Origin of the sequence: Shimia aestuarii (assembly GCF_900114635.1) — a bacterium.
GTDB lineage: Bacteria > Pseudomonadota > Alphaproteobacteria > Rhodobacterales > Rhodobacteraceae > Shimia > Shimia aestuarii.
Window position 1 is genome coordinate 90,849 of record NZ_FOTQ01000007.1, and the last position, 23,999, is coordinate 114,847.

Consider the following 23,999-nt stretch of genomic DNA (forward strand, 5'->3'; position numbering starts at 1 on the left):
CTGGCGTTACAATCACTCAGCCGTGATCATGTGGCAACCCTGTCCTGAGTACGCGGCTGAACAAGGAACATTCCCGCGACAATAAGCGCAAGAGCCGCCCAGACCCACATTGAATAGCGCTCGCCCAAGAGCAGCATGGCCCAAAGCACGCCCGTTCCGGTGACGACATAGGACACCTGCGCCGCAAACACCGATCCGGCCCGGTTCACCAGCCACACATAGGCGGTGTAGACCACGATATGGATCAGCGCCGACCCAACCAAAGCAAACTCGGGTGCGTTCCAATCGGTGCGCGGATCAATGAACTGTCCCGAACCAATGGCCAGCGGCAAGGCCACCAGCGCGCCCATCACGGACGCACCAAAAAGCACATGTCCCGGCCCCAGCCCATGCATGCCCCACTTGGAAACAATATTGCCTTCGAGCCCGTAGCAAAGCGGCGCCACCATGGCGACCGGCAGCCACCACACCATGGACGCGTCCGGGAGCGTGTCCGGCCCGGCAAGGATCACCACCCCACCGAGCCCCGCCAGCAGCCCGCAAAGCCGAAGCCAACTGAACCGGTCGATGCCAAGCATCAGCGCAATGGGAAAGGCGAAGATTGGCACCAGCGAAATTACCACCGACATGACACCGGATGGCAGGTAGGCCACTGCCCGATAAAAAAAACTGTTCGGGATCACCGTGCCCAGTAGCGCAATCATCAGGAAAAACGCCCAATGCCGCATCGGCAAGGCAATGGACTTGCCGGTGGCCAGTCGAAAGATCCCCATGCCGAGCGCACCGATCACCAACTGCCAGAAAATCAGCCCCAGCGGCAAATACCCTTCTGAGACCGTGATCTTGCTCAGCGGCTGTGTCAGCCCCCAGCCCGCGCCGGTTGCCAGCAAAACCCCCATCCCACGGATCGGGGACATCTCAGGCGGGTCCGGCCTGGGCCAGGCGTCCACCTTGTCGTACCATCTCGATGCGAGTGGTTTCACCAGTGCGGTCATTGGTCTCGACATAGACCCCTGACAAGGTCGCTTCACCCAATGCGGGCGAGAAACGCGCCTTGGGCATGCCGGTGATGAAACGGCGCATGGGTTCGGATTTTTCCATGCCGATTACCGAGTTGTAATCGCCGCACATACCCGCATCGGCCTGGAAGCCAGTGCCTCCCGTCAGGATCTGGGTGTCCGCTGTCGGAACATGGGTATGGGTACCCACAACAAGCGAAACCCGTCCGTCACAGAAATGGCCCATGCCCATCTTCTCGGACGTCGCCTCGCAATGCATGTCGACAATCGCCGCCTGGACCATGCCGCCACGGGGATGTGCCCGCAACACCTGGTCCACTGCCGAGAACGGGTCGCCATAGGGCTGTTTCATGAACACCTGCCCAAGCGCCTGCGTCACCAGCACCTTGCGCCCACCGCGCGCCTCGAACACCCGGAATCCTCGCCCCGGCACCTCGCCACGGGCAAAGTTCAACGGGCGCAGTATGCGCGGTTCGGACTGAATGAACTGCAGCATGTCCTTCTGGTCAAAGGCATGATCGCCCAGCGTGATGCAATCTGCCCCCGCCTCGAGCAACACTTTGGCATGGGCGCCGGACAGCCCCATCCCATTGCTGGCGTTCTCGCCATTCACCACGACAAAATCGAGTTTCCAGTCTTCGCGCAGCCTTGGCAGGCGCTCTTGCACCGCAGCCCGGCCCGCGCGCCCCATGACATCGCCTAGAAAGAGTATCTTCATGGGCACCCGCCCTATCTTTCTTCTGGCCTTTGGACAAGCCTCCGTATGGTGGATTGAGTATTTTCAGCAAGACGAAGCCCGATCTTCATTTTGCCAGAAATACTCGCGCCGCAGGCAGCCGCCCCAAGGCGGCTTTTTCAGGTGAGATCCAGAATGCGGCTCTCGGTCACGATCATGTCGAGCGGCTGATCCGTCTCCTCAAGCGGCAGTGCATCTGCCTGTTGTGCATCGAAGGCAAAACCGATCGCCAGTGTCGCGCGGCGTGCGCGCAAACGCTCGAGCGTGCGATCGTAGAACCCGCCGCCATAGCCAAGCCGGCCACCGTTTTTGTCAAAGGCCACCAGCGGCACGATGAGAATTTCCGGGTCAAAGTAATCGTCCACCATCGGCACCTTCGCCCCGAACGGACCCTCGCGCAGCGCCATATCCGGTTCCCAGCGGGAAAACTCCAGCGGCAGACCCGCCCCCTGGATCACCGGCACGCCGACCGGCCCGTGGGCCGCGGCCTCGGCCATGGCCGAAACCGGGTTGATCTCGGTCCGAATCGGCAGGAAGCCCGAGAGTGGCACCCCGCGATACCCGGCAAGAACCTCGGAGAGATGCGCCGCCTGCCCCGGTCCGGCCCCGTCAAACGCCGCCTTGCGACGCGCAAAAGCAGCCTTGCGGGCCGCCGATTTGATTTCGCTCAGCTCCATGCGCTGCTCCTACAACAAAACCGAGGCTGCCAGCCCGAGAAAGGCAAAGAACCCAACCACATCCGTGACCGTGGTGACGAATGGCCCCGAGGCGAGCGCCGGATCGATCCCGGCCCGATCCAACAGCATCGGGATCACGATACCACCCAGCGCCGCGGCCACCTGTGTCAGCAGCATGGCCACGGCAATCACCACGGCGAGCATCGGCACCCCAAACCAGAACCCGGCAACCAGCGCCATGATGAAACCGAACAACAGGCCATTGATGGCCCCGACCGAAACCTCGCGTCGCACGACACGCATGGCGTTCTGCGCTGTCAGGTCCTTGGTCGCAAGGGCGCGCACGGCCACGGTCATTGTCTGTGTCCCGGCATTGCCCCCCATGGACGCAACGATCGGCATCAACACGGCCAACGCGACCATCTGGTCAATCGTTTCCGAAAAGAGGTCGATCACCAGAGACGCCAGAATCGCGGTGAGCAGGTTCACGAACAACCACGTCGCGCGCCCCTTGACCGTGTCCATGATCCGGTCCGACAGGCTGGCATCATCGCTGACCCCGGCCAGGCGCAGGATGTCTTCCTCATGCTCTTCATCCAGAACGATCATCGCGTCATCAATGGTGATTACACCGACAAGCCTGTCATCCTCATCCACGACGGGCGCCGAGATAAGGTGATACTGGTTGAAGGCATAGGCCACCTCGGATTCAGGCTGTGTCACCGGGATGACCTGGAACATGTCCTCGGTAATGTCCATCAGCGCCGTATCCCGGCGCGACGACATGATCTTGCCAAGTGTCACATTGCCGATCGGGCGCATTTTCGGATCGACGAGAATCACGTGATAGAACTGTTCCGGCAGCTCGTCCGCGTTTCTCAGGTAATCAATCGCCTCCCCGACAGTCCAATGTTCTGGCGCAAACACGGTTTCGCGCTGCATAAGACGCCCGGCAGAATACTCAGGATAGGACAGCGCCTGTTCAACCGCGACGCGGTCCGCGTCCTCGAGCTGATCCAGGATGGCTTCCTGCTGCGGTTCATCCAGATCCTCGACCAGGTCGACGATATCGTCGGATTCCATCTCGCGCACGGCCTCTGCGAGCACATCCGGCTTTAGAACCGCTATGATCTCTTCGCGGATACTTTCATCAAGTTCCGACAGGATTTCCCCGTCGAATTCACGGTCGTAAAGCAGGACAAGTCGGCGCCGGTCGAACGGATTGATCTGTTCAAGAATGTCCGCGATATCGGCAGCGTGCAGGGGTTCGAGCAGGTCGATCAGGCGCTGGCGATCCCCGACCTCGACGGCATAGAGCGCGGCAGCCACCGTGCGCTGATCCAGCTCGTAATATTCGTCGTCGGCCTCGGTCTCCGGGGCGGTCTGATCGACAGTCTCACTCATGATGCGCCCTCCTGTTGCCTGCTGGTCGGACCATAGGGGAAAGCGTTGCGGGAACTCAATGGGATGCGACAATTTACAGGCCAAAAAAGGCGGGCTAGGCTGAAGCCTCGCGCCCCAGGAAAGGACAGGATCACACCAATGCCGAATACTCTTCTTCTGGGACAAACCCTCAGCTTTGACGACAAACCGTTCGCTGTTCCGCCCGAAGCCGCCGCGCGACACGAGAGCAAGGGCGCCGTGTTGCTCCGGGACGGGAAAATCGCTGCCGTCGACACCGCAGACCGTCTGCGCACGGCCCACCCTTCGGCTGTGATCAAAGATTACGGCGACGGCCTGATCATCGCTGGATTCGTTGATGCCCACGTGCATTACCCCCAGACCGGCATCATCGCGTCCTGGGGCAAGCGGTTGATCGACTGGCTCAACACCTACACCTTTCCCGAAGAAATGCGATTTGGCGATGCCGCCTATGCAAGCGAGATTGCCGAGACCTATCTCGATCTCACCGCACGCCATGGTGTAACCACGATGGCCAGCTATTGCACGATCCACCCTGAATCGGTGGACGCGTTCTTCACGGCGGCCCAGTCGCGCGGACAGCGGGTGATTGCTGGCAAAACCTGCATGGACCGAAACGCACCCGATGGCCTGCGCGACACGCCCCAATCGGCCTATGACGACAGCAAGGCCCTGCTTGAAAAATGGCACGGGGTCGCGCGGCTGTCCTATGCCATCACGCCGCGGTTTTCGCCCACCTCCACCCCGGAACAGCTCGACGCGCTCGGTCAGCTCTGGGCCGAGCATCCCGACTGTCTCATGCAGACCCACCTGAGCGAGCAGACCGATGAAATCGCATGGGTCCGCGACCTGTTTCCCGACGCGCGCGATTACCTTGATACCTATGAGCGTTTCGGTCTCTTGGGGGAAAAGGGCCTTTTCGGGCACGCCATCCATCTCGAGCCGCGTGAACGGGCCCGGCTGAGAGAGGTAGGCGCTGGGCTGATCCACTGCCCCACATCGAACAAGTTCATCGGGTCGGGGCTGTTCGACATGGGCGGGCTGATGGCAGAAGGACAGCGCGTCGGGCTGGCAAGCGACACTGGCGGCGGATCAAGCTTTTCGATTCTGCGCACCATGGCCGCCACCTACGAAGTCGCGCAACTGCGCCACAATCCACTGCATGCGGCCCAACTGATCTGGCTGGCAACCGCCGGATCAGCGCGCGCGCTGCACATGGAAGACCGGATCGGCAATCTCGCCCCGGGAATGGAAGCCGATCTCGTCGTGCTCGACCTTGCCTCGACCCCGGATATCGCCCAACGCAGCAAACGCGCCAATTCGCTCTGGCAAGCGCTGTTTCCAACGATCATGATGGGAGACGACCGCGCCATCACCGCGACCTGGATCAACGGGCAACTATCCTCTTCATTTTGCTGACAATACTCCGGGGAGTCGCGCCCCGCGCGACGGGGCAGCGCCCCACCCCCGAGGCGTCAGCCGAGATCCCCTGCGCGCGCCTTTGGCGCGCTCCGCGAACTCACGCTTTAGAATGCCTTGAAGGTCAATGTGGTCAGCGAGCGTTCGATCTCGGGAATATCCAGCAGGTGATCATTGATGAACTTGCCGACATCCGCATCCTTGGGGATATAGAGCTTCATCAATAGATCGTATTCCCCACTGGTGGAATGCAGCTCGGAGTGGATTTCCTTGAGCGCGATCTCTTCGGCGACCCGGTAGGTCGAGCCGGGTTTGCAGCGGATCTGGATGAAGACACAGGTGGACATGATGAGCCTCGTGAGGTTTTCCGCAAGGCTGGCACAAAAGCCACCCGGACCACAATCCCGAAACAGGCATCTTGGCCCCGCCCCAACCCGCGCCTATAAGGACGGCGCAATCAGGCAGAGGATCAGCCCAATGCGCAAGGCGACCATCACGCGGGGCACCGCGGAAACCGAGATCACCGTCGAAATCAACCTCGACGGCACCGGCATCTATGACAACCAGACCGGGGTCGGCTTTTTCGACCACATGCTGGACCAGTTGTCGCGCCATTCGCTGATCGACATGACGATTCGCGCCAAGGGCGATTATCACATCGACGACCACCACACGGTCGAAGACACCGGCATCACGCTGGGTCAGGCGCTGACGCAGGCGCTGGGCGACAAAAAAGGCATCCGCCGCTACGCGTCCTGCCATCTGCCGATGGACGATGCACAGGTGCGCGCGGCGCTCGATCTGTCTGGACGCCCCTACCTGATCTGGAACGTCGACATGCCGACCCAGAAAATCGGCAGCTTTGACACCGAGCTGGTGCGTGAGTTCTTTCAGGCCTTCAGCACCCATGGCGGTATCACGCTGCACGTGGACCAGCTGCACGGGTTCAACAGTCACCATATTGCCGAAGCGGCCTTCAAGGCCGTGGCGCGTGCCCTGCGCGAAGCGGTCGAGACCGATCCGCGCAAAGCCGACACGATTCCCTCGACGAAAGGCGCGTTGTAACGCCCATGCTGACCGCCATTATCGACTATGAATCCGGCAACCTGCATTCCGCCGAGAAAGCCTTTCAACGCATGGCCAAAGAGGTTAACGGCGGCAAAGTTGTCGTGACTTCGGATGCCGAAACCGTGGCGCGGGCCGACCGGCTGGTTCTGCCCGGCGACGGCGCCTTTCCTGCCTGCGCGGCGGAACTGCGCGGACATAAAGGTATCTACGACGCGATGGTCGAAGCCGTCGAGGACAAGGGGCGCCCCTTCCTCGGGATCTGCGTCGGCATGCAATTGATGGCCACCACCGGGCATGAATATGAAGAGACATCCGGCTTGGGCTGGATTGCCGGCGACGTGGAAAAGATCACGCCCGCCGACAAGACTCTCAAGGTGCCGCATATGGGCTGGAACGATCTGGTGATCGAGCGCGCCCACCCGGTGCTTGAAGGGATTTCGAGCGGGGACCACACCTATTTTGTACACTCCTACCAGTTCCATGTCGCCAATCCCGATGAGCGCATTGCGCATGTGGATTATGGCGGCGATGTCACCGCGATTATCGGGCGCGACACGATGTTGGGGATGCAATTCCATCCCGAGAAAAGCCAGACGGTCGGCCTGCGCATGATTGGCAACTTCCTGCGCTGGTCGCCCTGACCGGCATGAGGGGCCAGCCCCTCGCGCCGAAAACCTGAGGGTTTTCAGCGCACACCCCGGGGTATTTCCGGAAAAAGAAAGATCAGTTTTTACGAAGCGTAGTCGGGGCCTGTCCATAGGCCTGACGAAAGGCGCGGGTGAAACTGTCCGGAGAGGCATAGGCATAGCGGCGGGCGATCGCGTCAATCCGATCGCCTTGCAAAACATCCTGACGCGCCAGGATCAGCCGCCAGCGCCGCAAATACCCCATCGGGGTTTCGCCAACCTTGTCCCGGAACAGTTCCACGAAGCGTGACAGGGAAAGACCCGCCGCCTGTGCGAGGTCGGCATTGGTCCAGACCCGACCGGGATGATCATGCATCGCTACGATGGCGCGGCTGAGGCGGGCATCCGAAAGCCCGGCCAGTAGCCCTGCCCCGGTCGCGCCGCGTTCGATCTGATCGCGCAGCAGGCGCACCATCAGCGCCTCGCCCAGCCGATTGACCACGGATTGCGCACCACAGCGGTTTCCCTGCACCTCGGAATGCATCAGGGTCACAAGCGCGCGGGTGTCGGCATGGTCGACAAGGTCAAAGGTTACGCATTGCGGTAAGGCCGCCAGCAAAGGGTTTTGCGCCCCGGCCCAATCCACGCGAACGGCAAACAACACCGCTCCGGGCATGTCGCCACGATCCCCTTCATGAGCAAAGAACAGCACCTGCCCCGGCGATCCGTTTTCGTCAGAAAGCACGACGAGATTGGCCTCTTGTGTCGTTGTAGGGTGCACGGTCAGGCGGAAGCGCTCTACGAGGGTGGTCAGACGATCCATGTGGGCTTTCGGCTTTAAAGTCGGATATTTTGGATTTTTCCGACGATAATTCCTGCGATACCCTAGATCAAGTCACATCTAAAAGGAGCACTCATGCTGATTCCCCGCCAGAAAACACCGAACCTGACTCTTCCGACGCTGGATGGCTCGACCTTTGATCTTGCCAGCGAAAACAGCGAACGCGGCACCGTCATCTGCTTCTATCGGGGTTTGCATTGCCCGATTTGTGCCAACTACCTCAAGGAACTTGAAAAACGCGTCAGCGACTTTGGCGAACGCGGCGTGACCTGCATTGCGGTTAGCTCGGATGGTGAAGAGCGCACCCGCGCCATGGCCGAAAAGATCGATGCCAAGGCCCTGCGGTTCGGATATGACCTGCCTTTGTCGGTGGCGCGTGACTGGGGACTTTATATCTCGACATCGCGGGGCAAGACCTCGATCGGCATCGAGGAACCGGCGCTGTTTTCGGAGCCGGGCCTGTTCATGGTGAGCCCCGACATGTCGCTGTATTACGGCTCGGTTCAGACCATGCCCTTCGTGCGTCCGCATTTCTCGGAGTTGGTCAGCGCGCTTGATTTCGCGATTGCCAACAATTACCCGGCACGCGGCGAATACACGGGCGATGTGTAATTCAGACAAAAAGGGCCGCGTCCGTTCGGCGCGCCCCTCTTTTTTTTCGGAAAATCACAAGGTCAGTTGATCCGGGTCCAGTCCTGCCCCCGGCAGATCATGCCCCCAGCGACGCAGCCCTTGACGTTCAGTTTGGCGCCCGAGAGCTTCATCTTGGACTTGTAGGTCTTGTCGCTATCTGGCGCCCAAATCTTGCCGCCGCTATAGGCGCCGCCGCCGTCTGCCTTCATGTCCCAGAGCATCTTCTTGCCCTTATGCTCGTACCCGGCAGAGACCTTGCCGTTTTTGTCATAGGCTTCCTTGATGGTTCCGCAGATGGCCGCGCCACAGGGCGAAATGGTCACGTGCAGGTAGCCCCCGGTGTCGCCCGGCGCGGTTTTCCATGTACCCGCAACCGGGTCTGCCATGGCCGCTGATGCGCAGGCCAGTGCCGCGGCGGCGGCCAGAAGTGTCTTTTTCATGAGTGGTCCTCCCTCTTTGGCACGGAGTCTGATCCAGTGCCCGATTCCGTTCAACCCTGACTTGGGGTCACATTGCATTTCCGGCAAACCCATGCCAAACCGCGCGCGAAGCGACAGTCAGCAAGGTGTGCCAATGATCCTCTACCCCGCCATAGATCTCAAAGACGGCAATGCCGTGCGCCTTGTCCACGGGGACATGGAAAAGGAAACCGTGTTCAACGAAAACCCCGCCGCGCAGGCGCTGGAATTCGTGAACGCGGGCTGTGAGTGGTTGCATCTAGTGGATCTCAACGGCGCTTTTGCCGGAGAGCCGGTGAATGCGGCGCCCGTGGAAGAGATTTTGAAACAGACCAAGGTTCCGGCACAGCTGGGAGGTGGTATTCGTGACATGGCGACCATTGAACGCTGGATCGACAAGGGGCTGGCGCGGGTGATCCTTGGCACCGTGGCGGTTGAAAACCCCGATCTGGTGCGCGAGGCGGCAAAGGAATTCCCCGGCAAGGTTGCGGTCGGAATTGACGCGCGCAACGGCAAGGTTGCCACCAAGGGCTGGGCCGAAGAAACCGACGTGATGGTCACGGACCTTGCCAAGTCTTTTGAGGACGCCGGCGTGGCGGCGATCATCTACACCGATATCAACCGTGATGGCGCGATGCAGGGGCCGAATGTCGAGGCAACAGCCGCCTTGGCCAATGCGGTGTCGATCCCCGTGATTGCCTCGGGCGGTGTTTCGTCGCTTGATGACCTGAAGGCACTGAAATCCTGTGGCGCGCCGCTCAACGGCGCGATCTCGGGGCGCGCGCTTTATGATGGGGCGATTGACCTCAAAGAGGCGTTGGCCCTTTTCAAGGGCTGAGATCAGGCGCTGGCGCCCGGCAATCCTCGGGCGTCAAGCCATTCAAGAAACGTGTAATCCGCAGCGTAATACTTGCGCAGATTGGCTTCGGCCTCTGCGCTCAGAAACTTGTCTTCGTTGTCCGGGGCAACATGGGCGCGCGGGCGTTCTTCGAGTTTGTCAGGGGCAACCTCGAACCCGGTGGCACGGAACACGGCGCGCATGTCGGGGATCAGCGCCTCTTGACGGACGCGATAGACACGTCCCGCGGCAATGTCCTCGGCCAGTCGATCCCGATCCGGAAACCAGTGCACATGCGGTTCGTTCACGTGACGGATGTCACGCATGGCCTTCTCGGCGGCCTTGCGGGTGGCCGGGTCCTGGGCGCTCAGCGCTTCAGCAAGGGCGTTGGGGCTTTCGAACCGTGCAAAAGCCACCTGTTCAGCGCGGCTTTGGCGGTTACGTCCCGAGACACCACGGCGGCGGCGGCTTAGGAAGCCGCTGACAAAGCGCGTGGCCGGATCGCGTGTTCCGAGAATAAAACGGCTGCCCTTGGGCAAATGGGAATGCAGCAGGTTGTGACCTAGCGGGATCAACAACATCGGTTCATGCGTGAAACTTCCGGAATCCTTGGTGGTTTTCTTGAAAAACGTGCCGCCGGTTTTGCCGATATGCAGGTAATAGAGCACCTCTGACGGCACCGGCACGCCGGGATGACGGCGGCGGTATTTGCGGGCGTAACTGATCCGGCGAAGGGCAACGATCCAGCGCATGTCTTTGGGGCTTTCGCTTGGGGTTGGCCCGGTCCGGGCCGCAAGATGGGTCGAGGGGTATCAGCGTGCACTATCGGGCGTCAAGACGAGCACCAGTGTGAGGCGCGTTGTCTCTTTTATTGCCGCGCGGTCCGGTCTAAGAGAGAGCCATGTTGAAAACCCGCATCATCCCCTGTCTCGATGTCGCCGATGGCCGTGTGGTCAAGGGCGTGAACTTTGTTGGCCTGCGAGATGCGGGCGATCCGGTCGAAGCGGCCCGTGCCTATGACGCGGCCGGGGCCGACGAGATATGCTTCCTCGACATTCACGCAACCCATGACAATCGCGGCGTGATGATCGATATGGTGCAACGCTGTGCCGAGCAATGTTTCGTGCCGCTCACCGTGGGCGGTGGCGTGCGCACGGTTCAGGACGTGCGGCGGCTGTTGCTGGCCGGGGCGGACAAAGTGTCGTTCAACTCGGCGGCGGTTGCCAACCCGGATGTCGTGGCCGAAGCAGCGGCCCAGTTCGGTAGCCAGTGCATCGTGGTTGCCATCGACGCCAAAACGGTCAGCCCCGGGAAATGGGAGATCTTCACCCATGGCGGGCGCAAACCCACCGGGATCGACGCCGTGGAATTTGCCAAGCTGGTCGTGGCCAAGGGCGCGGGAGAGATTCTTTTGACCTCGATGGATCGCGACGGCACCAAGGCCGGGTTCAACCTGCCCCTAACCAAGGCGATTTCGGACGCGGTGGATGTGCCGGTGATCGCTTCGGGCGGCGTGGGAACACTGGATCACCTTGTCGAAGGCGTCACCAAGGGAGGCGCAAGTGCGGTGCTTGCGGCATCCATTTTTCACTTTGGCGAATTCACGATCCAGGAGGCCAAACAGCACATGGCCGACGCAGGCATTCCGATGAGGTTGGCATGAGCATTCTCGAAGATCTTGCCGCAACAATCGCCGAACGCGCCAAGGCCGACCCCGAGTCGAGCTGGACGGCCAAGCTTTTGGCCAAGGGGCCCGAAAAATGCGCCGAGAAATTTGGCGAAGAAGCCATCGAGGCCGTAATCGAAGCCGTCAAGAATGACCGGGAAAAGCTGACCTATGAGGCGGCGGATGTGCTCTATCACCTGCTGGTGATGCTGGAATCGCGCGATGTGGCGCTGGCGGATGTGCTGGGCGAGCTGGCGCGGCGTCAGGGCATGAGCGGCGTTGCCGAGAAGGCTTCACGCAAAAGCTAGGCTTGCGGGCTTCCAACTATTTCAGAGCGCGTTATTCTGGGGCTGGAAACAGTATAACGATACGCGCATGATCTTTCGCTTGATGGCCGTCCTTATGACGGCCCTGACCCTTAGTGCCTGCGGAGCGCCCGCGCCCTCTGACTGGAAACCGGATGTCGGTGGTCTGAGCGAGGAGGTGCGTGGCTTGAGCCCTGCGATCAATCCCGAAGAAGCGACGCGGCTTGCGCAGATCTCCTTTAGCTATTCTCAGCAGCTTGCGCGTGAATACAACGTGACAGACCCACCGCTGGTGCACAACGCCAAGGTCAATCGGGGCACCCGTCCGCGCGGGTTGTGCTGGCATTGGGCGGATGATCTGGAAAAACGCCTGCGGCAGGAGAACTTCCAGTCAGTACAGTTCCATCGTGCCATTGCCAACACCGACAACGTGCGCGTTGAACATAGCACCGTCATTGTGTCAGCGCCGGGGGCGGCGATGGAAGACGGGATCGTGCTTGATCCGTGGCGCTATGGCGGAAAGCTGTTCTGGGCGCCTGTCGTGGAAGATACGCGCTATCGCTGGATTCCGCGCCAACAGGTGTTTGCCGAAAAGAAGCGGCGCGCGGAACGGGAAGACGCCGTCACGCGCAGCCGAAACTGAGCCGGTCAGAGTTTGGACGAAATCACGCCCGTCGCGAAACCGCCCATGCGCAGTTCGCCGAAGAGCCGCTGGTATTCGATCTTGGGACAGCGGTTCATGATCACGTCAACACCGCGCGCCTCGGCCACTGCGGCTGCCTCGGCATGCTCGACGCCGATCTGCATCCAGATCGTCTTGAGATGCGGCAGGTGTTCGAGCGCAGACTCCACGATCGGAGGAACGGCTTCTGACCGGCGGAAGATGTCGACCATGTCGACCGGCGCGTCGATTTCGGCAAGCCCCCCTACCACGGTTTCCCCAAAAAGCTTTTCGCCCGCATGGAGCGGATTGACCGGGATCACACGATACCCTTTGAGCCCCATGTAGCGCGCCACGTAATAGCTCGGGCGCACAGGGTTCATCGACACACCCACCACGGCCACCACTTTGGTCCGGCGCAGAACGGTTTTCAGGAAGTCATCAGTATAGCTCATGGCGCCACGCTACACGGCTTGTGGCAAAGAAAAAAGCGCCCAAGACGAACTTGGGCGCGAGGTACGGAACGAGGGACAGTGAAGTCAAACACGAACGTTCCGTGTCCGCGTTTGCCTTATAGATCTAGGTACGTTGAGCACGTTTTGTAGGGTCTATAAAAAACATGTGAACAGAAGATGAAAGTCGGCGAAATTCTGCTCAATCGAAGATATCCTCAATCACATCGAAGATGTCTTCGATCCAGTCCGAACGACGGCTTCTGCGTTTCTTGGACTTGTTTTTCTTCGATTTCACCTTGCGACGCAGCGCAGGCGCCGCAGCAGGCCTTGCCGGCTGGGGATCACCTGTCGGGCGCGGCATTTGCTTGAGGTCGTGCAAGGGCGCACCGCAGGAGGCACAGGCCAGTTCATGTCGCGTCTCGCCCCGCAACACCAGTGCGGCGCGGGTGCCGCAATAACAGCAGGAGGCGATTTTCGAGTAGTGGGGCAAAGGTGTCTCCTCGCTGGCATGCCTTTTGCCCTATGTAGTGTTAGCGCGGCGGCTTCGGGAGCCTCCGGCGGGGTATTTTGGGAAAAGAAAGAACAATCAGCGCGGCAGCGAAGCGTAGAGCGCCACGGCCGCAGCATTGGACACGTTGAGAGAGCCGAAATTGCCCGCGAAGTCGATCTTGACCAGCTGGTCCACGGTTTCCTTGGTTTTTTGTCGCAGTCCCGGCCCTTCGGCCCCCAGAACCAGCGCCACTGCATGATCGCGCCGCCCGTCGAGCGCCTGTTCGATGGTCATGTCGGCCTCGCCATCCAGCCCCAGAACGACGTAGCCCATCCCCTGAAGCGCCACGATCGTATCTGCAAGGTTGCGTTCGCGCAGGTAAGGCTGGCGCTCCAACGCGCCGCTCGCTGTCTTGGCAAGCGCGCCAGTTTCCGGGGCCGCGTTGTGGCGTGTGCCGATCACGGCCTGGGCACCAAACACCTCTGCGGAACGCAAGATGGCGCCAACATTGTGCGGATCGGTGACGCGGTCGAGCAGAATCAGGCGGGGCGGATTGGTGCCATCGCCCAGCGCTCGCTCTTCCAGTCGGCCCCAGTTCAGCGGTTTGACCTCAAGTGCTGCGCCCTGATGCACCGATTGGGGATCAAGTGGCACGTTGAATTTACGCGGATCGACGATTTCGGGCGTCATACCCGACGCCGCAATCGCATCGGCCAGCTTGTCGGCGGCGTTTTTCGTGACCACGAGTCGTTTTCTTTCACGTGCGGGGTTCATCAACGCATCCCGCACCGCATGCAGGCCAAAGAGCCAGAGCGTTTCGGCAGCAGCCTTGCGTTTGGCCTGTTCCTTTTCGACCACCCACTTTGGTTTTTTCATGGCCCGATCCCTCTCAAAACAAGCGGATCTACCAATGCTCCGAGGAAGCGGTCAGCGCAAGGGATTTTCTTGTTGACGCCCCCGGCGCATCACTTTAATCAGCCCCTCACACCGAGACCGCAAGGTCTGGAAAGTGGGCGACAGGCCGCAAGGTGTGGCAGGGGACTGTAACTCCCTCGCGGAGACGCACGCTTGGTTCGATTCCAAGGTCGCCCACCACTTTCCCTCTCCTCAGAGACACAGATTCCAGTTGCGGAGACAGGCGCGCCTGCTGTCACGCGTCGCGGATATTGCGTTCCATCAGGCGCTGGAAAAGACGCGGGCTCAGGCGGTTGATCCACCAACTTAGCCGTGCGACACGCCCCACCGGGATCATCGGTGCGCCGCGCTCAACCCCTTTGAGAATCACGGAAGCCGCGTCGTCGGGGGTCATGTAGTCGATCCCGTCGCCGGCCGATCCTGGGCGGGCGATTCCGGTCTCGTCGGCCTGTGCATTGCCGATATTGGTGGCGACAAAACTTGGCGCGGCGATCAGGGTGCGCACCCCATGGGGCGATTCCTCGGACCGCAGCGACGCAAAAAATCCTTCGAGCGCATGTTTGGACGCGGCATAGGCGGTACGATGATAGAGCGGCGAAAACCCGGCCACGGAAGAGATCGCCAGATGTGTGCCGTGCGCCGCGCGTACCGGCTTCAGAAATGCGCGCGCCATGGCGACGGCGGCAAAGACATTGATCTCGAACACCCGGCGCAAGGTCGCGTCCTCTAGCGCCTCAAATGGGCCGATATGGGTAATGCCCGCATTGTAGATCACGAGGTCGATGGCCGGTGTGAGGTCGAGGATTTCCTGCGTCGCCGCCTGCAATTGCGCGGGGTTGGTCAGGTCACAGGCAATCGGGACCTGTGTAGACGATCTTTCAAGATTCGAAACGTCAAGGTCCAGCAACACACAGCGCCACCCGCGCGCCTGCAAACCCGCAGAGAGCGCACGCCCCAGCCCCCCGGCCCCGCCGGAAATCACCGCTGTTTTCATAGCCCTGCCGCCTCTTTCCAAAGCGCGAACACCTCGCGGCTCGATTTCTCAGGCACATAACCGAATTTCTGCTTTAAAGCGTCATTGGCCAGAACCGGGCGGTATTGCAGAAAGCGCACCTGTTCCGGCCCATACCGGGACAAGCCAAGTGGCTTGGCTACCGACAGGGCCCCTTTCAGAAGTGTGGCGGGCAGACGCAAAACAGGTTTGTTGAGCTCCCGGGCCAGATCATCTACCGCCATCGCACCGTCCCCGGCAACGTTGAAGATCCCCGCAGGTCCATCGGTGGCGGCCCGTTCGAGAATGCGCGCGAGATCGCGGGTCCAGATGAAGACAAAGGGGCTGTCGCTGCCTTGCAGGGCCAGAAGCCGGGGCTTGTGAAACAACGCCGTAATCTGGTTTTCCGTTCCGGGGCCCAACACGGTGCCGACGCGCAGGACAACCTGTTCCAGAGCGGGGAACGACTGGCGCGCTTCGGCCAGCATCTCTTCGACCAGCCGCTTATGATGGCTGTAGGGGAATTCTGTATTGCCGCGCACCGGGTCGTCTTCGTGCAAGGGCACCGGGTTGTCCGCGTGGTAGCCATAGGCCGCGCCGGACGAGGTCACGACGATGCGCCGCGTTCCTGCGGCAATCGCCGCCTCGAGCACCTTGCGCGTGCCGTCAACGTCGACGGCGTATTCAAGATCACGCGTCGAGCCCTTGGGCGGTGTCACGATACTTGCCAGGTGTACGATGACCTCGGGGCGTTCGGTTGCGATGACGCGGCCAGGATCGTCGCTTGTCACGTCCATCGGCGAAAAGCGCACGGCGCCGTCCAGCCGATCCGGCGCGCGCAGGTCGGTGGCGATCACCTCATGCCCCTTGCCGCATAGCTCGTCCAGAAGGGCACGCCCAACCATACCCGCCGCGCCGGTGATCAGGATACGCGTCATCGTGCAGCCTCCGTCCGGGCCATGAGCGCAGCGAGCCCGATACCGGACAGGACATGCCAGATGCCCCAGAACGCCGCCACGACGGCCATGCCCCCAAGCCCGTGGAAGAAAGCAAATATCAGGACCAGCCCGAGACCGGAGTTCTGAATGCCCGTCTCGATGGTGATCGAGCGGCGATCAAACTGCGACAGTCCGGCGATGCGCGCCACGACGTTACCCGCGCCCAGAGCAAGCGCGTTGTGCAGGATGACCAGCCCGGCCACCAGCCCCGCATATTGCAGGAAATAGGCCCAGTTCGCCGCGATCGCGATGATGACGAAAGCCACAAAAATCCCCATCGACAGCCATTGCAGCGGTGTGCGCATCTTTTGTGTCAGGTCTGGGCGTTTCACGTTCAACGTAACGCCAAGGATCAGCGGCAGAACAAGCATCAGCCCCACGGTAATCGCAACGGCCACCGGGTCGATATAGGTCTGGCGCAGAATCTCGCGCGTTGGCGCATATAGGCTTCCCCAGAAGGCGATATTGAAAGGTGTCAGCAGGATCGCAGAGACCGTCGCAAAGGCGGTAAGGCTCACCGAAAGTGCCGCGTTACCCCCTGCCCTGTGAGTAATGAAATTCGAGATATTTCCCCCGGGACAGGCCGCGACAAGGATTAGCCCGAGCGCGATTGATGGCTGCGGCCGCAGCGCCAGAACCAACAGGAAGGTAAGTGCCGGCAGCACGACGAACTGGGACACCAGCCCCGTGATCACCGGTTTCGGGGCCTTGAGTAGCCGCTTGAAATCCGACGGGGTCAGGTCGATTGCGATCGAGAACATCACCACGGCCAGAATGGCATTCAACAGGTTCAGCGATCCGGGGCTGAAGTTCAGGACAACGTCATCTACCGGGGTCATGCGTGGGCTCCTTTCGACAGACGGTCGATCCACTTGGTCACGGCCCCGCGATAGGTGGCCTTGTCGACATAGTAGGCCATGCGCGGCAGTTTCAGGTAATCCATTCCGCCTGTGGCCCTTTCGAACTGTTTCGACTTTTCGGATTTGAGGGCGCGCGCCGCTTCCGATCCGGTGCGCAGACCGGCAACATAGCGTGCGACCATCTCGGCCTGTTCATGCCGCCCCTGCCAGCCCAGCCCGGTGGCCTCGATCATGCCCAACACAAAAAGATCGTCCCGCACAGGATGCATGGCGTTCAGATAAAGGTGCGGTGCCTCCCCCTGCCAGTTCAACTCGGCCTGGTCGATGAACGGATAATGCAGCTTGTAGCCCGTCGCCAAGAGAATCATGTCATAAGCGACCCGCGTGCCATCCTTGAAAAGCACGGTGTCGCCTTCGAATCGGTCGATATCGGGACGGATCGTAAGATCGCCATGCCCCGCATGATAAAGCACCAGCGAATTCACGACAGGATGGCTTTCATAAAGCTTGTAATCGGGCCTGGGAAATCCGTATTTCTCGGGCGTGCCGACAAACCACTTCAGGATCAGCCTGTCCACCTTGCGCTTCAGCCACATCGGCAGCTTGATCGCGCCGCCCATCGTATCCGCCGGTTTTCCGAACACGTATTTCGGCACAAAGTAGTATCCCCGCCGCATGGACAGATCGCACCGCGTGCCGTGGTGGATCGCATCCACGGCGATGTCACAGCCCGAATTGCCCGCCCCCACCACAAGCACACGCTTGCCCGCGAACTGTTCGGGCTGGCGGTATTGGCAGGCATGGATCAGCTCGCCCTCGAACGCGCCCTGAAAGCTCGGCACATTGGGTTCGGACAGGGTGCCGTTGGCAATCATGACACCGGCAAACACGGCCTCGTGCGCCCCATCATCATCGCGCCAACGCACGCGCCAGCCTTCGCCATCCCCGCCAAGGGGCGTGGTTTCCAGCACCTCCGTGCCAAAACGATAATGTTTACGCAGATCAAAATGATCGGCAAAGGCACGGAAATAGGCGGCCATTTCACGATGCGACGGGTATTCGGCCACCGTTTCCGCCATCGGGAAATCCGCAAATTCGGTCATTGTCTTGGACGAAATCAGATGCGCGCTTTCATACATGGTCGACCGCGGCGCCTCGATGTCCCACAGCCCCCCAACATCAGAATGCAACTCGAACCCCTGAAAGGCGATGCCTTGCTCGACCATGACCTTGGCCGCTGCCAACCCCATCGGCCCCGCGCCGATCAGGGCGAATTGTTCACGTGTATCCACCAGGTTTTCTCCTCACTCCTTTTTTAAATTGAACAACTGTTAAAAATAAGGCAAGCTGTTTTTATGCCAAGTGGAATTCCAAAGGAAAAACAACGACAAAGAGCGCCCTCCAAACGCTCCTTGGAGACCCGCGCGCGCATCATGGACGCCGCCGAACAGGTCTTTGCCGCCCACGGATTCGACGGCGCATCATTGCGTGACATCGCGTCCGAAGCCGGGGTTCAGGTGGCACTGGTCAATCATCATGGCGGCACCAAAGAAGAGCTTTTCTGGCGCGTCGTGGCACGGCGCGCAGACGAACTGTCGGCTGCCCGACTGAAAGCACTTGCGGCCCGCAAGGCACGAGGCCCGCTCACGTTGAGATCGCTTCTTGAATGCTTCTTCGGCCCCTATCTTGAAAAGGCCGAAGTCGGCGGCACTCATTGGTTTGCCTATGCGCGGCTCGTGGCCATCGTGTCGGCAGATCCGCGTTGGCGCGCATTGACGGCGCATTGCTTCGACCCGACCGCCAATCGCTTTGTCAGCGAAATCTGCGCGCTCTACCCGCAAGCCCCGCGCCAGACGATCTCTGCCGGGTTCGTTTACTCGGTGTCCGCGATGCTGGCGCTGTTGACTTCGCGCTGGCGGATCGGAGCCTTAGGTCAGGGTTCGAGCGAGATCAGCGAGCACTTGGATGAGCTCGTCATATATTGCGCCGCCGGAATAGACGCCGCTGCACGTCGTTAGTTCATCAGCACTGCTGCCCGCTCGAACGTCACGCTTTCGGTACCAAGGTCGTCATAGAGCAGGTCCACGCGCACCGACTGTACCGCGCCCGCGCCAAAAGAAAGATAGATCTCGGCATCCTGGGGTATGGCATTTGGTTGAGCGATGTCAGGCGGGCAATCCGGCAACGGGAATTCCCGCACCGGGCCGCCATTGATCGAATAATGCACGTCGTAAAGCCCACAGCGCCACGAAATCAGATGAGTGAAATACACCAGGTCCTGCCCGCCATATTCACGCACCGCGATCCAGTTCCCCTTGGTCGCCTGAAGAATGGGACGTACTTCCGTGGCCGTCATGAACTTGCCTGTAGGGGTTTGATCCTCGGCCTCGCGCGCATCCTGCGCAATCGCCATACATGCCCCCAAAACACCCGCAAGCAACGCGATACCAATGGTTTTCATTGCAATTCCTCCCGTGAAAAACCGATTGCCCCCCTAAACCGTGGTGTTTCCCGCCTTTTACCGCGCCCGGTGGCAATCTATAATCCTCGCAGCTATCGTGCAGGGCAGCAGAAAAAATGGCAAGAAAAGCATCGAAACCTCCCCGTTTCAACGTGGTGATTGTCGGCCAATCCGGCCGCCTGCAATACGAGGCCGTTCTCTTTGCTGCCTCGCTGCGCGCCATGTCGCCGCAGTTTTCCGGCAAGCTTTTCGTGGCCGAACCCCAGCCGGGCCCCAGATGGGAAAAAGACCCGCGCATCTCCAGCCCCGACGTGCGCGCGCTTCTGGAAACATTCGATGTCACTTTCCTGCCGTTTGAAAACCGCCTCTTCGGGCAGTCCTATCCCGAAGGCAACAAGATCGAATTGCTGACCGCCCTGCCCAGGGGCGAACCTTTCGTGTTCTTTGATACCGACACCCTGATTACCGGCGACCTGACGACGGTGCCATTTGATTTCGACCGCCCCTCCGCCTCGTTGCGCGTCGAGGGGACCTGGCCCCAGATCGAGCTTTATGGCCCCGGTTACACAGAAATCTGGCAATCACTATATGACAGGTTCAGGTTGGATATGACGTCTACTCTGGACCTGTCCCAGCCGGATGAGTACTGGCGCCGCTACATGTATTTCAACGCGGGCTTTTTCTATTTTCGCTGCCCGTATGAGTTCGGCACCCGGTTTGCAGACTTCGCACAGAGCATCCGCAACGATCCCCCGCCCGAGCTGGTCTGCCAAAGCATGACGCCCTGGCTTGACCAGATTGCGCTGCCACTGGTCATTCACTCCTTCGGTGGTGGACGTGACAGCCTGCCCAAGGGGTATCTGGACGGCAAGGTCAGCTGCCATTACCGGGTGCTCCCCCTGCTTTATGCGCGGGAAGGTGACCACGTGGTCGAGGTCCTCGAACAGGTCTCCGCCCCGAACAGGATCAAGAAAGTTCTGAAACAATACGATCCGTTCAAACGCATGATCTACCAGGGCCGAGGACACAAGGTCCGCGCCCTGTTCGATCGCGATTTCCTGCCGCGCCGGGAACAGGCGATTCGCAACACCATCCGCAAAAACGGGTTCTGGATGCGCTAGACCGCGCCCCGCATCTTTCTTTTTCCAGAAATACCCCGGGGGTGAATTGAGCCTCCAGGCTCAAGAGGGGGCCCGCGGCCCCCTTCCCTGCAACATGCCTCAGGCCTGTCCAATCATGGTGCGCCCGCGCCGGTCATTGCGCAAAGCGGCATAAAGCACATGCGTGCGCCAGCGCCCGTTGATCTGCAGGTAGCTCTGCGCGACGCCCTCGTATTTGAAACCGGATTTCTCCAATACCCCGCGTGATGCGATGTTCTCGGGCAGACAGGCCGCCTCGATCCGGCTCAGGTCCATACGCTGGAACGCGTGATGCACCACCGCTTCGATCGCCTCGCGCATGTAACCGCGGCGCGCGAATTCCTCTCCGATCCAATACCCCAGCGTTCCGGCCTGTGCCGGGCCACGTCGGATATTGTCCAATGTGATCGCGCCCAGCAGAGTCTCATCGCGCCGCCGCACCAGAAACAGGGGCAGTGCGCTGTCATTGCTGATCGAACGCTGCGCCCAGTAGACCCGGTTCGTAAAACTTTTGCGGCTCAGGTGTGTGGGCGACCAGACCGGTTCCCAAGGCACTAGAAAACCGGCGCTGGCGCTGCGCAGCTCGGCCCAGTCGCGAAAATCCGAATGCACCGGCGGACGCAGGACCAACCGTTCGGAATCGATCCGCACCTTGCGCCGGTTCAGGAGCATCAGGCAGCGCGCCTCTGCTGCAGCGCATCCAGGTCGGGCGCACCGGAGACCGGACCATAAAGCGCCATGGCCGGACGCGCGGCGACCGCCATGTGTTCGGCGATGCGACGCACATCCTCGTCCGTGACGGCGTCAATCCGCTCCACGGTTTCGCTCAACGCCGGGATGCGATCCCAGATTGCCAGCATCCGCGCCAGCCGTTCGGCACGGCTGGACGGGCTTTCCAGCCCCATCAGGAGGCCGGCCTTCATCTGGGTTCGCGCGCGCGCGATTTCCACCGGGCTCATGTCTTCGGCCGCACGCTTAAGTTCATCGATCGTGATCTGCGCCAGTTCGGCAATCTGGCCTCCGGACGTACCGGCGTAGATCGTGGTCATGCCGGTGTCGGCATAGGCCCCGGTCTGGGCAAATATCGAATAGCACAGGCCCCGCTTTTCGCGAATTTCCTGGAAGAGACGGCTCGACATGCCCCCCCCCAGCGCAGTGGTGTAGATCTGCGCGGAATAGATATCCGGGCTGCAATAATCCGGGCTTTCGAGCCCGAGCGCAAAATGCGCCTGCTCCAGCGCCTTCTCGGTGCGGTATTCGCCACCGCCAAATCTGGCCGGTGCAATCTCGATGCGGGGGCCGCGCTCGAGATGCCCAAACATCTCCTCGGCCAGCCTTACGATTTCTTCATGGTCGATGCCGCCCGCAGCCGACAGGATCATGCGATCCGGGCGATACTGTTCTCGCACGAAGGACGACAGGTCATCTCGTCCGAACCCCCGCACATGCGCCCCTTCCCCAAGGATGGTACGCCCCAGCGGCTGATCGGGATAGGCGCGCTCCTGCAGCCAATCAAAGATCACGTCATCCGGCGTATCGAGCGCCTGTCCGATTTCCTGAAGGATGACACCACGTTCGATCTCGATTTCGACCGGATCGAAAACCGGGTTCAGAACGATGTCCCCCACCACATCCAGCGCCAGCGCCACGTCATTGCGCAGCACGCGCGCGTAATAGGCCGTCACTTCGCGGCTGGTATAAGCGTTGATATAGCCGCCTACGTCCTCGATGGCTTCGGCGATCTCGAGCGCGTTGCGCCGCTTTGTTCCCTTGAAGGCCATGTGTTCGAGGAAATGCGCAATGCCGTTTTGCTCGGGGCGTTCATGACGCCCTCCCGCATTGACCCAAATTCCGATGGCTGCGGATTCCAGCCCCGGCATGTTCTCGGTGACGATCCGGAAACCGTTCGAGAGTGTGTGCAGTTCTACGGTCAACGCTGGGCAATCCGTTCTTTGATCAGGGCTTCGAGATACGCAAGGTCATTGGGCACCCGTGTCACGTGCTCCTCACGATCCATCATGTCCGCCATGTGCGGAGGCAGATCGGGGCGGCGCCCCATCGCCTGTTCCACGGCATCGGGGAATTTCGCAGGATGGGCTGTGGCCAAGGTTATCATCGGTGTCCCGGACAGGTTCTCGTTACCAACTTTTACCCCAACTGCCGAATGCGGGCAAAGAACTTCTCCACAAGCGGTAAACTCGTCGCGAATGGTGGCCATAGTCTCGTCTTCCGAGGCGCGGCCCGACTTGAAAGTCTCGCGCAGGATTTCCATCGCCCCCTGGCTGATCGGGAAGGACCCGTCCTTCAGTTCTTCCATCAATTGCGCGACCGCATTCCCGTCGCGCCCGTAGGCATCAAACAGCGCTCGCTCAAAATTTGAACTCACCTGAATATCCATCGACGGGCTGATCGAGGGCGTCACACCTTCCTTGGTGTAGGCGCCGGATTCCATCGTGCGGTGCAGGATGTCATTCTGGTTCGTGGCAATCACCAGGTCCTTGATCGGCAGTCCCATCTTCTTGGCAATGTAGCCCGCGAAGATGTCACCAAAATTGCCGGTCGGCACGGTAAACGACACCTCGCGATACGGTGCGCCAAGGCTTACGGCGGAGGTGAAGTAATATACCACCTGCGCCAGCACCCGCGCCCAGTTGATCGAGTTCACCCCGGCGAGCTTCACGCCGTCGCGGAAATCGAAATCGTTGAACATGTCCTTGAGCTTGGCCTGACAATCGTCAAAATCACCATCCAGCGCCAGCGCGTGCACGTTGGCATCGTCCGGCGTGGTCATTTGTTTGCGCTGGATATCGCTGACCCGGCCATGCGGGAACAGGATGAACACATCCACGTTGTCCAAACCCCGGAAGGCTTCGATTGCCGCCGAACCGGTGTCGCCCGAGGTGGCGCCAACGATGGTCACGCGATCATTCCGTCGCCCCAGCGAGAACTGGAACAGCTGGCCAATGAGCTGCATGGCAAAGTCTTTGAAGGCCAGCGTCGGGCCGTGGAACAGCTCAAGAAGGAAATGGTTCGGCGCCAGCTGCACCAGTGGCGCGCGGGCCTCGTGGCGGAAGCCCTCATAGGCGCGCGCGATGATGCCCTTGAATTCGTCGTCGGTGAACGCGTCACCAACAAAGGGGCGCATCACCCGGAATGCCGCTTCTTCATAGCTCACCCCGGCCAGCGCGGCGATCTCGTCCGCGCTCATTGTCGGGATGGTTTCGGGCACATATAGGCCACCATCGCGGGCAAGGCCGGTCAGCATGGCTTCTTCGAAGCTCAGAACAGGAGCGTTTCCGCGGGTCGAAATGTATTTCACCG

General features: G+C 60.6%; 29 protein-coding genes and 1 tRNA gene. 11 read left to right on the top strand and 19 right to left on the bottom strand.

Annotated elements, in window-relative coordinates; genetic code table 11:
• Positions 1-26: 26 nt before the first annotated feature.
• The 4 genes from BMZ35_RS15625 to mgtE form a co-directional block, all read right to left on the bottom strand.
• Positions 27-917 (bottom strand): DMT family transporter, encoded by an 891-nt coding sequence (locus tag BMZ35_RS15625; protein WP_093094807.1) that lies wholly within the window; start codon positions 915-917, stop codon positions 27-29.
• A gap of 1 nt (position 918) precedes the next feature.
• Complete coding sequence (locus BMZ35_RS15630) at positions 919-1,737, bottom strand: TIGR00282 family metallophosphoesterase (RefSeq protein WP_093094808.1); 819 nt, start codon at positions 1,735-1,737, stop codon at positions 919-921.
• Positions 1,738-1,874: 137 nt separating this feature from the next.
• Positions 1,875-2,432, bottom strand: a complete 558-nt coding sequence (locus tag BMZ35_RS15635; protein ID WP_093094809.1) for a 5-formyltetrahydrofolate cyclo-ligase — start codon at positions 2,430-2,432, stop codon at positions 1,875-1,877.
• A gap of 9 nt (positions 2,433-2,441) precedes the next feature.
• Complete coding sequence (gene mgtE, locus BMZ35_RS15640) at positions 2,442-3,836, bottom strand: magnesium transporter (protein ID WP_093094810.1); 1,395 nt, start codon at positions 3,834-3,836, stop codon at positions 2,442-2,444.
• A gap of 138 nt (positions 3,837-3,974) precedes the next feature.
• Between mgtE and guaD the strand changes: the two genes are divergently transcribed.
• Positions 3,975-5,273, top strand: coding sequence for a guanine deaminase (gene guaD, locus BMZ35_RS15645; RefSeq protein ID WP_093094811.1), 1,299 nt, complete (start codon positions 3,975-3,977; stop codon positions 5,271-5,273).
• Between the two features lie 107 nt (positions 5,274-5,380).
• On the opposite strand, the gene BMZ35_RS15650 is transcribed toward guaD, so the two are convergent.
• Positions 5,381-5,620, bottom strand: a complete 240-nt coding sequence (locus BMZ35_RS15650) for an Lrp/AsnC ligand binding domain-containing protein (RefSeq protein WP_093094812.1) — start codon at positions 5,618-5,620, stop codon at positions 5,381-5,383.
• Between the two features lie 130 nt (positions 5,621-5,750).
• Here BMZ35_RS15650 and hisB point away from each other — a divergent pair, with 130 nt between their 5' ends.
• Together hisB and hisH are read left to right on the top strand one after the other, a co-directional pair.
• Positions 5,751-6,338, top strand: coding sequence for an imidazoleglycerol-phosphate dehydratase HisB (gene hisB, locus BMZ35_RS15655; protein ID WP_093094813.1), 588 nt, complete (start codon positions 5,751-5,753; stop codon positions 6,336-6,338).
• 5 nt (positions 6,339-6,343) lie between these two features.
• The gene (gene hisH / locus BMZ35_RS15660) at positions 6,344-6,982 is read left to right on the top strand and encodes an imidazole glycerol phosphate synthase subunit HisH (protein ID WP_093094814.1); all 639 of its coding nucleotides are present in this window, start codon (positions 6,344-6,346) and stop codon (positions 6,980-6,982) included.
• A gap of 82 nt (positions 6,983-7,064) precedes the next feature.
• Here hisH and BMZ35_RS15665 read toward each other — a convergent pair whose 3' ends face one another.
• Positions 7,065-7,790 (bottom strand): helix-turn-helix transcriptional regulator, encoded by a 726-nt coding sequence (locus tag BMZ35_RS15665; RefSeq protein ID WP_093094815.1) that lies wholly within the window; start codon positions 7,788-7,790, stop codon positions 7,065-7,067.
• Positions 7,791-7,883: 93 nt separating this feature from the next.
• Here BMZ35_RS15665 and BMZ35_RS15670 point away from each other — a divergent pair, with 93 nt between their 5' ends.
• On the top strand, positions 7,884-8,420 hold the full coding sequence (locus BMZ35_RS15670; protein ID WP_093094816.1) for a peroxiredoxin-like family protein: 537 nt from the start codon (positions 7,884-7,886) through the stop codon (positions 8,418-8,420).
• Between the two features lie 62 nt (positions 8,421-8,482).
• On the opposite strand, the gene BMZ35_RS15675 is transcribed toward BMZ35_RS15670, so the two are convergent.
• Complete coding sequence (locus tag BMZ35_RS15675) at positions 8,483-8,881, bottom strand: DUF2147 domain-containing protein (RefSeq protein WP_093094817.1); 399 nt, start codon at positions 8,879-8,881, stop codon at positions 8,483-8,485.
• Between the two features lie 133 nt (positions 8,882-9,014).
• On the opposite strand from BMZ35_RS15675, the gene hisA reads away from it, so the two are divergent.
• Positions 9,015-9,737, top strand: a complete 723-nt coding sequence (hisA, locus tag BMZ35_RS15680; RefSeq protein ID WP_093094818.1) for a 1-(5-phosphoribosyl)-5-[(5-phosphoribosylamino)methylideneamino]imidazole-4-carboxamide isomerase — start codon at positions 9,015-9,017, stop codon at positions 9,735-9,737.
• A gap of 2 nt (positions 9,738-9,739) precedes the next feature.
• Here hisA and BMZ35_RS15685 read toward each other — a convergent pair whose 3' ends face one another.
• The gene (locus BMZ35_RS15685) at positions 9,740-10,489 is read right to left on the bottom strand and encodes a hypothetical protein (protein WP_093094819.1); all 750 of its coding nucleotides are present in this window, start codon (positions 10,487-10,489) and stop codon (positions 9,740-9,742) included.
• 149 nt (positions 10,490-10,638) lie between these two features.
• Between BMZ35_RS15685 and hisF the strand changes: the two genes are divergently transcribed.
• From hisF to BMZ35_RS15700, 3 genes are all read left to right on the top strand, one after another.
• On the top strand, positions 10,639-11,400 hold the full coding sequence (gene hisF / locus BMZ35_RS15690; RefSeq protein WP_093094820.1) for an imidazole glycerol phosphate synthase subunit HisF: 762 nt from the start codon (positions 10,639-10,641) through the stop codon (positions 11,398-11,400).
• Complete coding sequence (locus BMZ35_RS15695) at positions 11,397-11,711, top strand: phosphoribosyl-ATP diphosphatase (RefSeq protein ID WP_093094821.1); 315 nt, start codon at positions 11,397-11,399, stop codon at positions 11,709-11,711. The genes hisF and BMZ35_RS15695 overlap by 4 nt, the downstream gene beginning before the upstream one ends.
• A 67-nt stretch (positions 11,712-11,778) precedes the next feature.
• Positions 11,779-12,351, top strand: coding sequence for a hypothetical protein (locus BMZ35_RS15700; RefSeq protein ID WP_093094822.1), 573 nt, complete (start codon positions 11,779-11,781; stop codon positions 12,349-12,351).
• Positions 12,352-12,356: 5 nt separating this feature from the next.
• Here BMZ35_RS15700 and BMZ35_RS15705 read toward each other — a convergent pair whose 3' ends face one another.
• The 3 genes from BMZ35_RS15705 to rlmB all read right to left on the bottom strand — a co-directional run bounded on the left by BMZ35_RS15705 (position 12,357) and on the right by rlmB (position 14,190).
• On the bottom strand, positions 12,357-12,824 hold the full coding sequence (locus BMZ35_RS15705) for a CoA-binding protein (protein WP_093094823.1): 468 nt from the start codon (positions 12,822-12,824) through the stop codon (positions 12,357-12,359).
• Positions 12,825-13,023: 199 nt separating this feature from the next.
• Positions 13,024-13,314 carry a hypothetical protein gene (locus BMZ35_RS15710; protein ID WP_093094824.1) on the bottom strand — a complete coding sequence of 97 codons (291 nt, stop codon included), beginning with the start codon at positions 13,312-13,314 and terminating at the stop codon, positions 13,024-13,026.
• A 96-nt stretch (positions 13,315-13,410) separates the two neighbouring features.
• On the bottom strand, positions 13,411-14,190 hold the full coding sequence (gene rlmB / locus BMZ35_RS15715; protein WP_093094825.1) for a 23S rRNA (guanosine(2251)-2'-O)-methyltransferase RlmB: 780 nt from the start codon (positions 14,188-14,190) through the stop codon (positions 13,411-13,413).
• 135 nt (positions 14,191-14,325) lie between these two features.
• Between rlmB and BMZ35_RS20975 the strand changes: the two genes are divergently transcribed.
• Positions 14,326-14,409: transfer RNA gene (locus BMZ35_RS20975), tRNA-Tyr, on the top strand.
• Positions 14,410-14,464: 55 nt separating this feature from the next.
• On the opposite strand, the gene BMZ35_RS15720 is transcribed toward BMZ35_RS20975, so the two are convergent.
• From BMZ35_RS15720 to BMZ35_RS15735, 4 genes are read right to left on the bottom strand one after another with little or no spacing between them, the layout of a single operon-like run.
• A complete protein-coding gene (locus BMZ35_RS15720) occupies positions 14,465-15,223 on the bottom strand; it encodes an SDR family NAD(P)-dependent oxidoreductase (RefSeq protein WP_093094826.1) in 759 nt (252 codons plus the stop codon).
• The gene (locus BMZ35_RS15725) at positions 15,220-16,158 is read right to left on the bottom strand and encodes an SDR family oxidoreductase (protein ID WP_093094827.1); all 939 of its coding nucleotides are present in this window, start codon (positions 16,156-16,158) and stop codon (positions 15,220-15,222) included. The genes BMZ35_RS15720 and BMZ35_RS15725 overlap by 4 nt, the downstream gene beginning before the upstream one ends.
• Positions 16,155-17,057 carry a bile acid:sodium symporter family protein gene (locus BMZ35_RS15730; protein ID WP_093094828.1) on the bottom strand — a complete coding sequence of 301 codons (903 nt, stop codon included), beginning with the start codon at positions 17,055-17,057 and terminating at the stop codon, positions 16,155-16,157. The genes BMZ35_RS15725 and BMZ35_RS15730 overlap by 4 nt, the downstream gene beginning before the upstream one ends.
• The gene (locus tag BMZ35_RS15735; protein ID WP_242654826.1) at positions 17,054-18,370 is read right to left on the bottom strand and encodes a flavin-containing monooxygenase; all 1,317 of its coding nucleotides are present in this window, start codon (positions 18,368-18,370) and stop codon (positions 17,054-17,056) included. Before BMZ35_RS15735 ends, BMZ35_RS15730 begins: the two co-directional genes overlap by 4 nt.
• Before the next feature lie 141 nt (positions 18,371-18,511).
• Here BMZ35_RS15735 and BMZ35_RS15740 point away from each other — a divergent pair, with 141 nt between their 5' ends.
• Positions 18,512-19,096: a TetR/AcrR family transcriptional regulator gene (locus BMZ35_RS15740; RefSeq protein WP_242654827.1), complete on the top strand. Its 585-nt coding sequence runs from the start codon at positions 18,512-18,514 to the stop codon at positions 19,094-19,096.
• Here BMZ35_RS15740 and BMZ35_RS15745 read toward each other — a convergent pair.
• The gene (locus BMZ35_RS15745; RefSeq protein WP_093094831.1) at positions 19,093-19,539 is read right to left on the bottom strand and encodes a hypothetical protein; all 447 of its coding nucleotides are present in this window, start codon (positions 19,537-19,539) and stop codon (positions 19,093-19,095) included. The two genes, BMZ35_RS15740 and BMZ35_RS15745, sit on opposite strands and share 4 nt — an antisense overlap.
• Positions 19,540-19,655: 116 nt before the next feature.
• Here BMZ35_RS15745 and BMZ35_RS15750 point away from each other — a divergent pair, with 116 nt between their 5' ends.
• A complete protein-coding gene (locus tag BMZ35_RS15750; protein WP_093094832.1) occupies positions 19,656-20,660 on the top strand; it encodes a hypothetical protein in 1,005 nt (334 codons plus the stop codon).
• A gap of 99 nt (positions 20,661-20,759) precedes the next feature.
• Here the strand turns inward: BMZ35_RS15750 and BMZ35_RS15755 are convergent, their stop codons facing one another.
• Genes BMZ35_RS15755 through thrC form a run of 3 tightly spaced genes read right to left on the bottom strand, consistent with a single transcriptional unit; the run spans position 20,760 to position 23,997 of the window.
• The gene (locus BMZ35_RS15755; RefSeq protein WP_093094833.1) at positions 20,760-21,350 is read right to left on the bottom strand and encodes a GNAT family N-acetyltransferase; all 591 of its coding nucleotides are present in this window, start codon (positions 21,348-21,350) and stop codon (positions 20,760-20,762) included.
• On the bottom strand, positions 21,350-22,612 hold the full coding sequence (locus tag BMZ35_RS15760; RefSeq protein ID WP_093094834.1) for a M16 family metallopeptidase: 1,263 nt from the start codon (positions 22,610-22,612) through the stop codon (positions 21,350-21,352). Before BMZ35_RS15760 ends, BMZ35_RS15755 begins: the two co-directional genes overlap by 1 nt.
• A complete protein-coding gene (gene thrC / locus BMZ35_RS15765; RefSeq protein WP_093094835.1) occupies positions 22,609-23,997 on the bottom strand; it encodes a threonine synthase in 1,389 nt (462 codons plus the stop codon). Before thrC ends, BMZ35_RS15760 begins: the two co-directional genes overlap by 4 nt.
• Between the last annotated feature and the right edge of the window lie 2 nt (positions 23,998-23,999).

What these genes read in the sequence shown, in the direction of transcription:
- BMZ35_RS15625 (WP_093094807.1), bottom strand. Translation starts at nt 917, where the DNA reads ATGTCCCCGATCCGTGGGATGGGGGTTTTGCTGGCAACCGGCGCGGGC.
- BMZ35_RS15630 (WP_093094808.1), bottom strand. Translation starts at nt 1,737, where the DNA reads ATGAAGATACTCTTTCTAGGCGATGTCATGGGGCGCGCGGGCCGGGCT.
- BMZ35_RS15635 (WP_093094809.1), bottom strand. Translation starts at nt 2,432, where the DNA reads ATGGAGCTGAGCGAAATCAAATCGGCGGCCCGCAAGGCTGCTTTTGCG.
- mgtE (WP_093094810.1), bottom strand. Translation starts at nt 3,836, where the DNA reads ATGAGTGAGACTGTCGATCAGACCGCCCCGGAGACCGAGGCCGACGAC.
- guaD (WP_093094811.1), top strand. Translation starts at nt 3,975, where the DNA reads ATGCCGAATACTCTTCTTCTGGGACAAACCCTCAGCTTTGACGACAAA.
- BMZ35_RS15650 (WP_093094812.1), bottom strand. Translation starts at nt 5,620, where the DNA reads ATGTCCACCTGTGTCTTCATCCAGATCCGCTGCAAACCCGGCTCGACC.
- hisB (WP_093094813.1), top strand. Translation starts at nt 5,751, where the DNA reads ATGCGCAAGGCGACCATCACGCGGGGCACCGCGGAAACCGAGATCACC.
- hisH (WP_093094814.1), top strand. Translation starts at nt 6,344, where the DNA reads ATGCTGACCGCCATTATCGACTATGAATCCGGCAACCTGCATTCCGCC.
- BMZ35_RS15665 (WP_093094815.1), bottom strand. Translation starts at nt 7,790, where the DNA reads ATGGATCGTCTGACCACCCTCGTAGAGCGCTTCCGCCTGACCGTGCAC.
- BMZ35_RS15670 (WP_093094816.1), top strand. Translation starts at nt 7,884, where the DNA reads ATGCTGATTCCCCGCCAGAAAACACCGAACCTGACTCTTCCGACGCTG.
- BMZ35_RS15675 (WP_093094817.1), bottom strand. Translation starts at nt 8,881, where the DNA reads ATGAAAAAGACACTTCTGGCCGCCGCCGCGGCACTGGCCTGCGCATCA.
- hisA (WP_093094818.1), top strand. Translation starts at nt 9,015, where the DNA reads ATGATCCTCTACCCCGCCATAGATCTCAAAGACGGCAATGCCGTGCGC.
- BMZ35_RS15685 (WP_093094819.1), bottom strand. Translation starts at nt 10,489, where the DNA reads ATGCGCTGGATCGTTGCCCTTCGCCGGATCAGTTACGCCCGCAAATAC.
- hisF (WP_093094820.1), top strand. Translation starts at nt 10,639, where the DNA reads ATGTTGAAAACCCGCATCATCCCCTGTCTCGATGTCGCCGATGGCCGT.
- BMZ35_RS15695 (WP_093094821.1), top strand. Translation starts at nt 11,397, where the DNA reads ATGAGCATTCTCGAAGATCTTGCCGCAACAATCGCCGAACGCGCCAAG.
- BMZ35_RS15700 (WP_093094822.1), top strand. Translation starts at nt 11,779, where the DNA reads ATGATCTTTCGCTTGATGGCCGTCCTTATGACGGCCCTGACCCTTAGT.
- BMZ35_RS15705 (WP_093094823.1), bottom strand. Translation starts at nt 12,824, where the DNA reads ATGAGCTATACTGATGACTTCCTGAAAACCGTTCTGCGCCGGACCAAA.
- rlmB (WP_093094825.1), bottom strand. Translation starts at nt 14,190, where the DNA reads ATGAAAAAACCAAAGTGGGTGGTCGAAAAGGAACAGGCCAAACGCAAG.
- BMZ35_RS15720 (WP_093094826.1), bottom strand. Translation starts at nt 15,223, where the DNA reads ATGAAAACAGCGGTGATTTCCGGCGGGGCCGGGGGGCTGGGGCGTGCG.
- BMZ35_RS15725 (WP_093094827.1), bottom strand. Translation starts at nt 16,158, where the DNA reads ATGACGCGTATCCTGATCACCGGCGCGGCGGGTATGGTTGGGCGTGCC.
- BMZ35_RS15730 (WP_093094828.1), bottom strand. Translation starts at nt 17,057, where the DNA reads ATGACCCCGGTAGATGACGTTGTCCTGAACTTCAGCCCCGGATCGCTG.
- BMZ35_RS15740 (WP_242654827.1), top strand. Translation starts at nt 18,512, where the DNA reads ATGGACGCCGCCGAACAGGTCTTTGCCGCCCACGGATTCGACGGCGCA.
- BMZ35_RS15745 (WP_093094831.1), bottom strand. Translation starts at nt 19,539, where the DNA reads ATGAAAACCATTGGTATCGCGTTGCTTGCGGGTGTTTTGGGGGCATGT.
- BMZ35_RS15750 (WP_093094832.1), top strand. Translation starts at nt 19,656, where the DNA reads ATGGCAAGAAAAGCATCGAAACCTCCCCGTTTCAACGTGGTGATTGTC.
- BMZ35_RS15755 (WP_093094833.1), bottom strand. Translation starts at nt 21,350, where the DNA reads ATGCTCCTGAACCGGCGCAAGGTGCGGATCGATTCCGAACGGTTGGTC.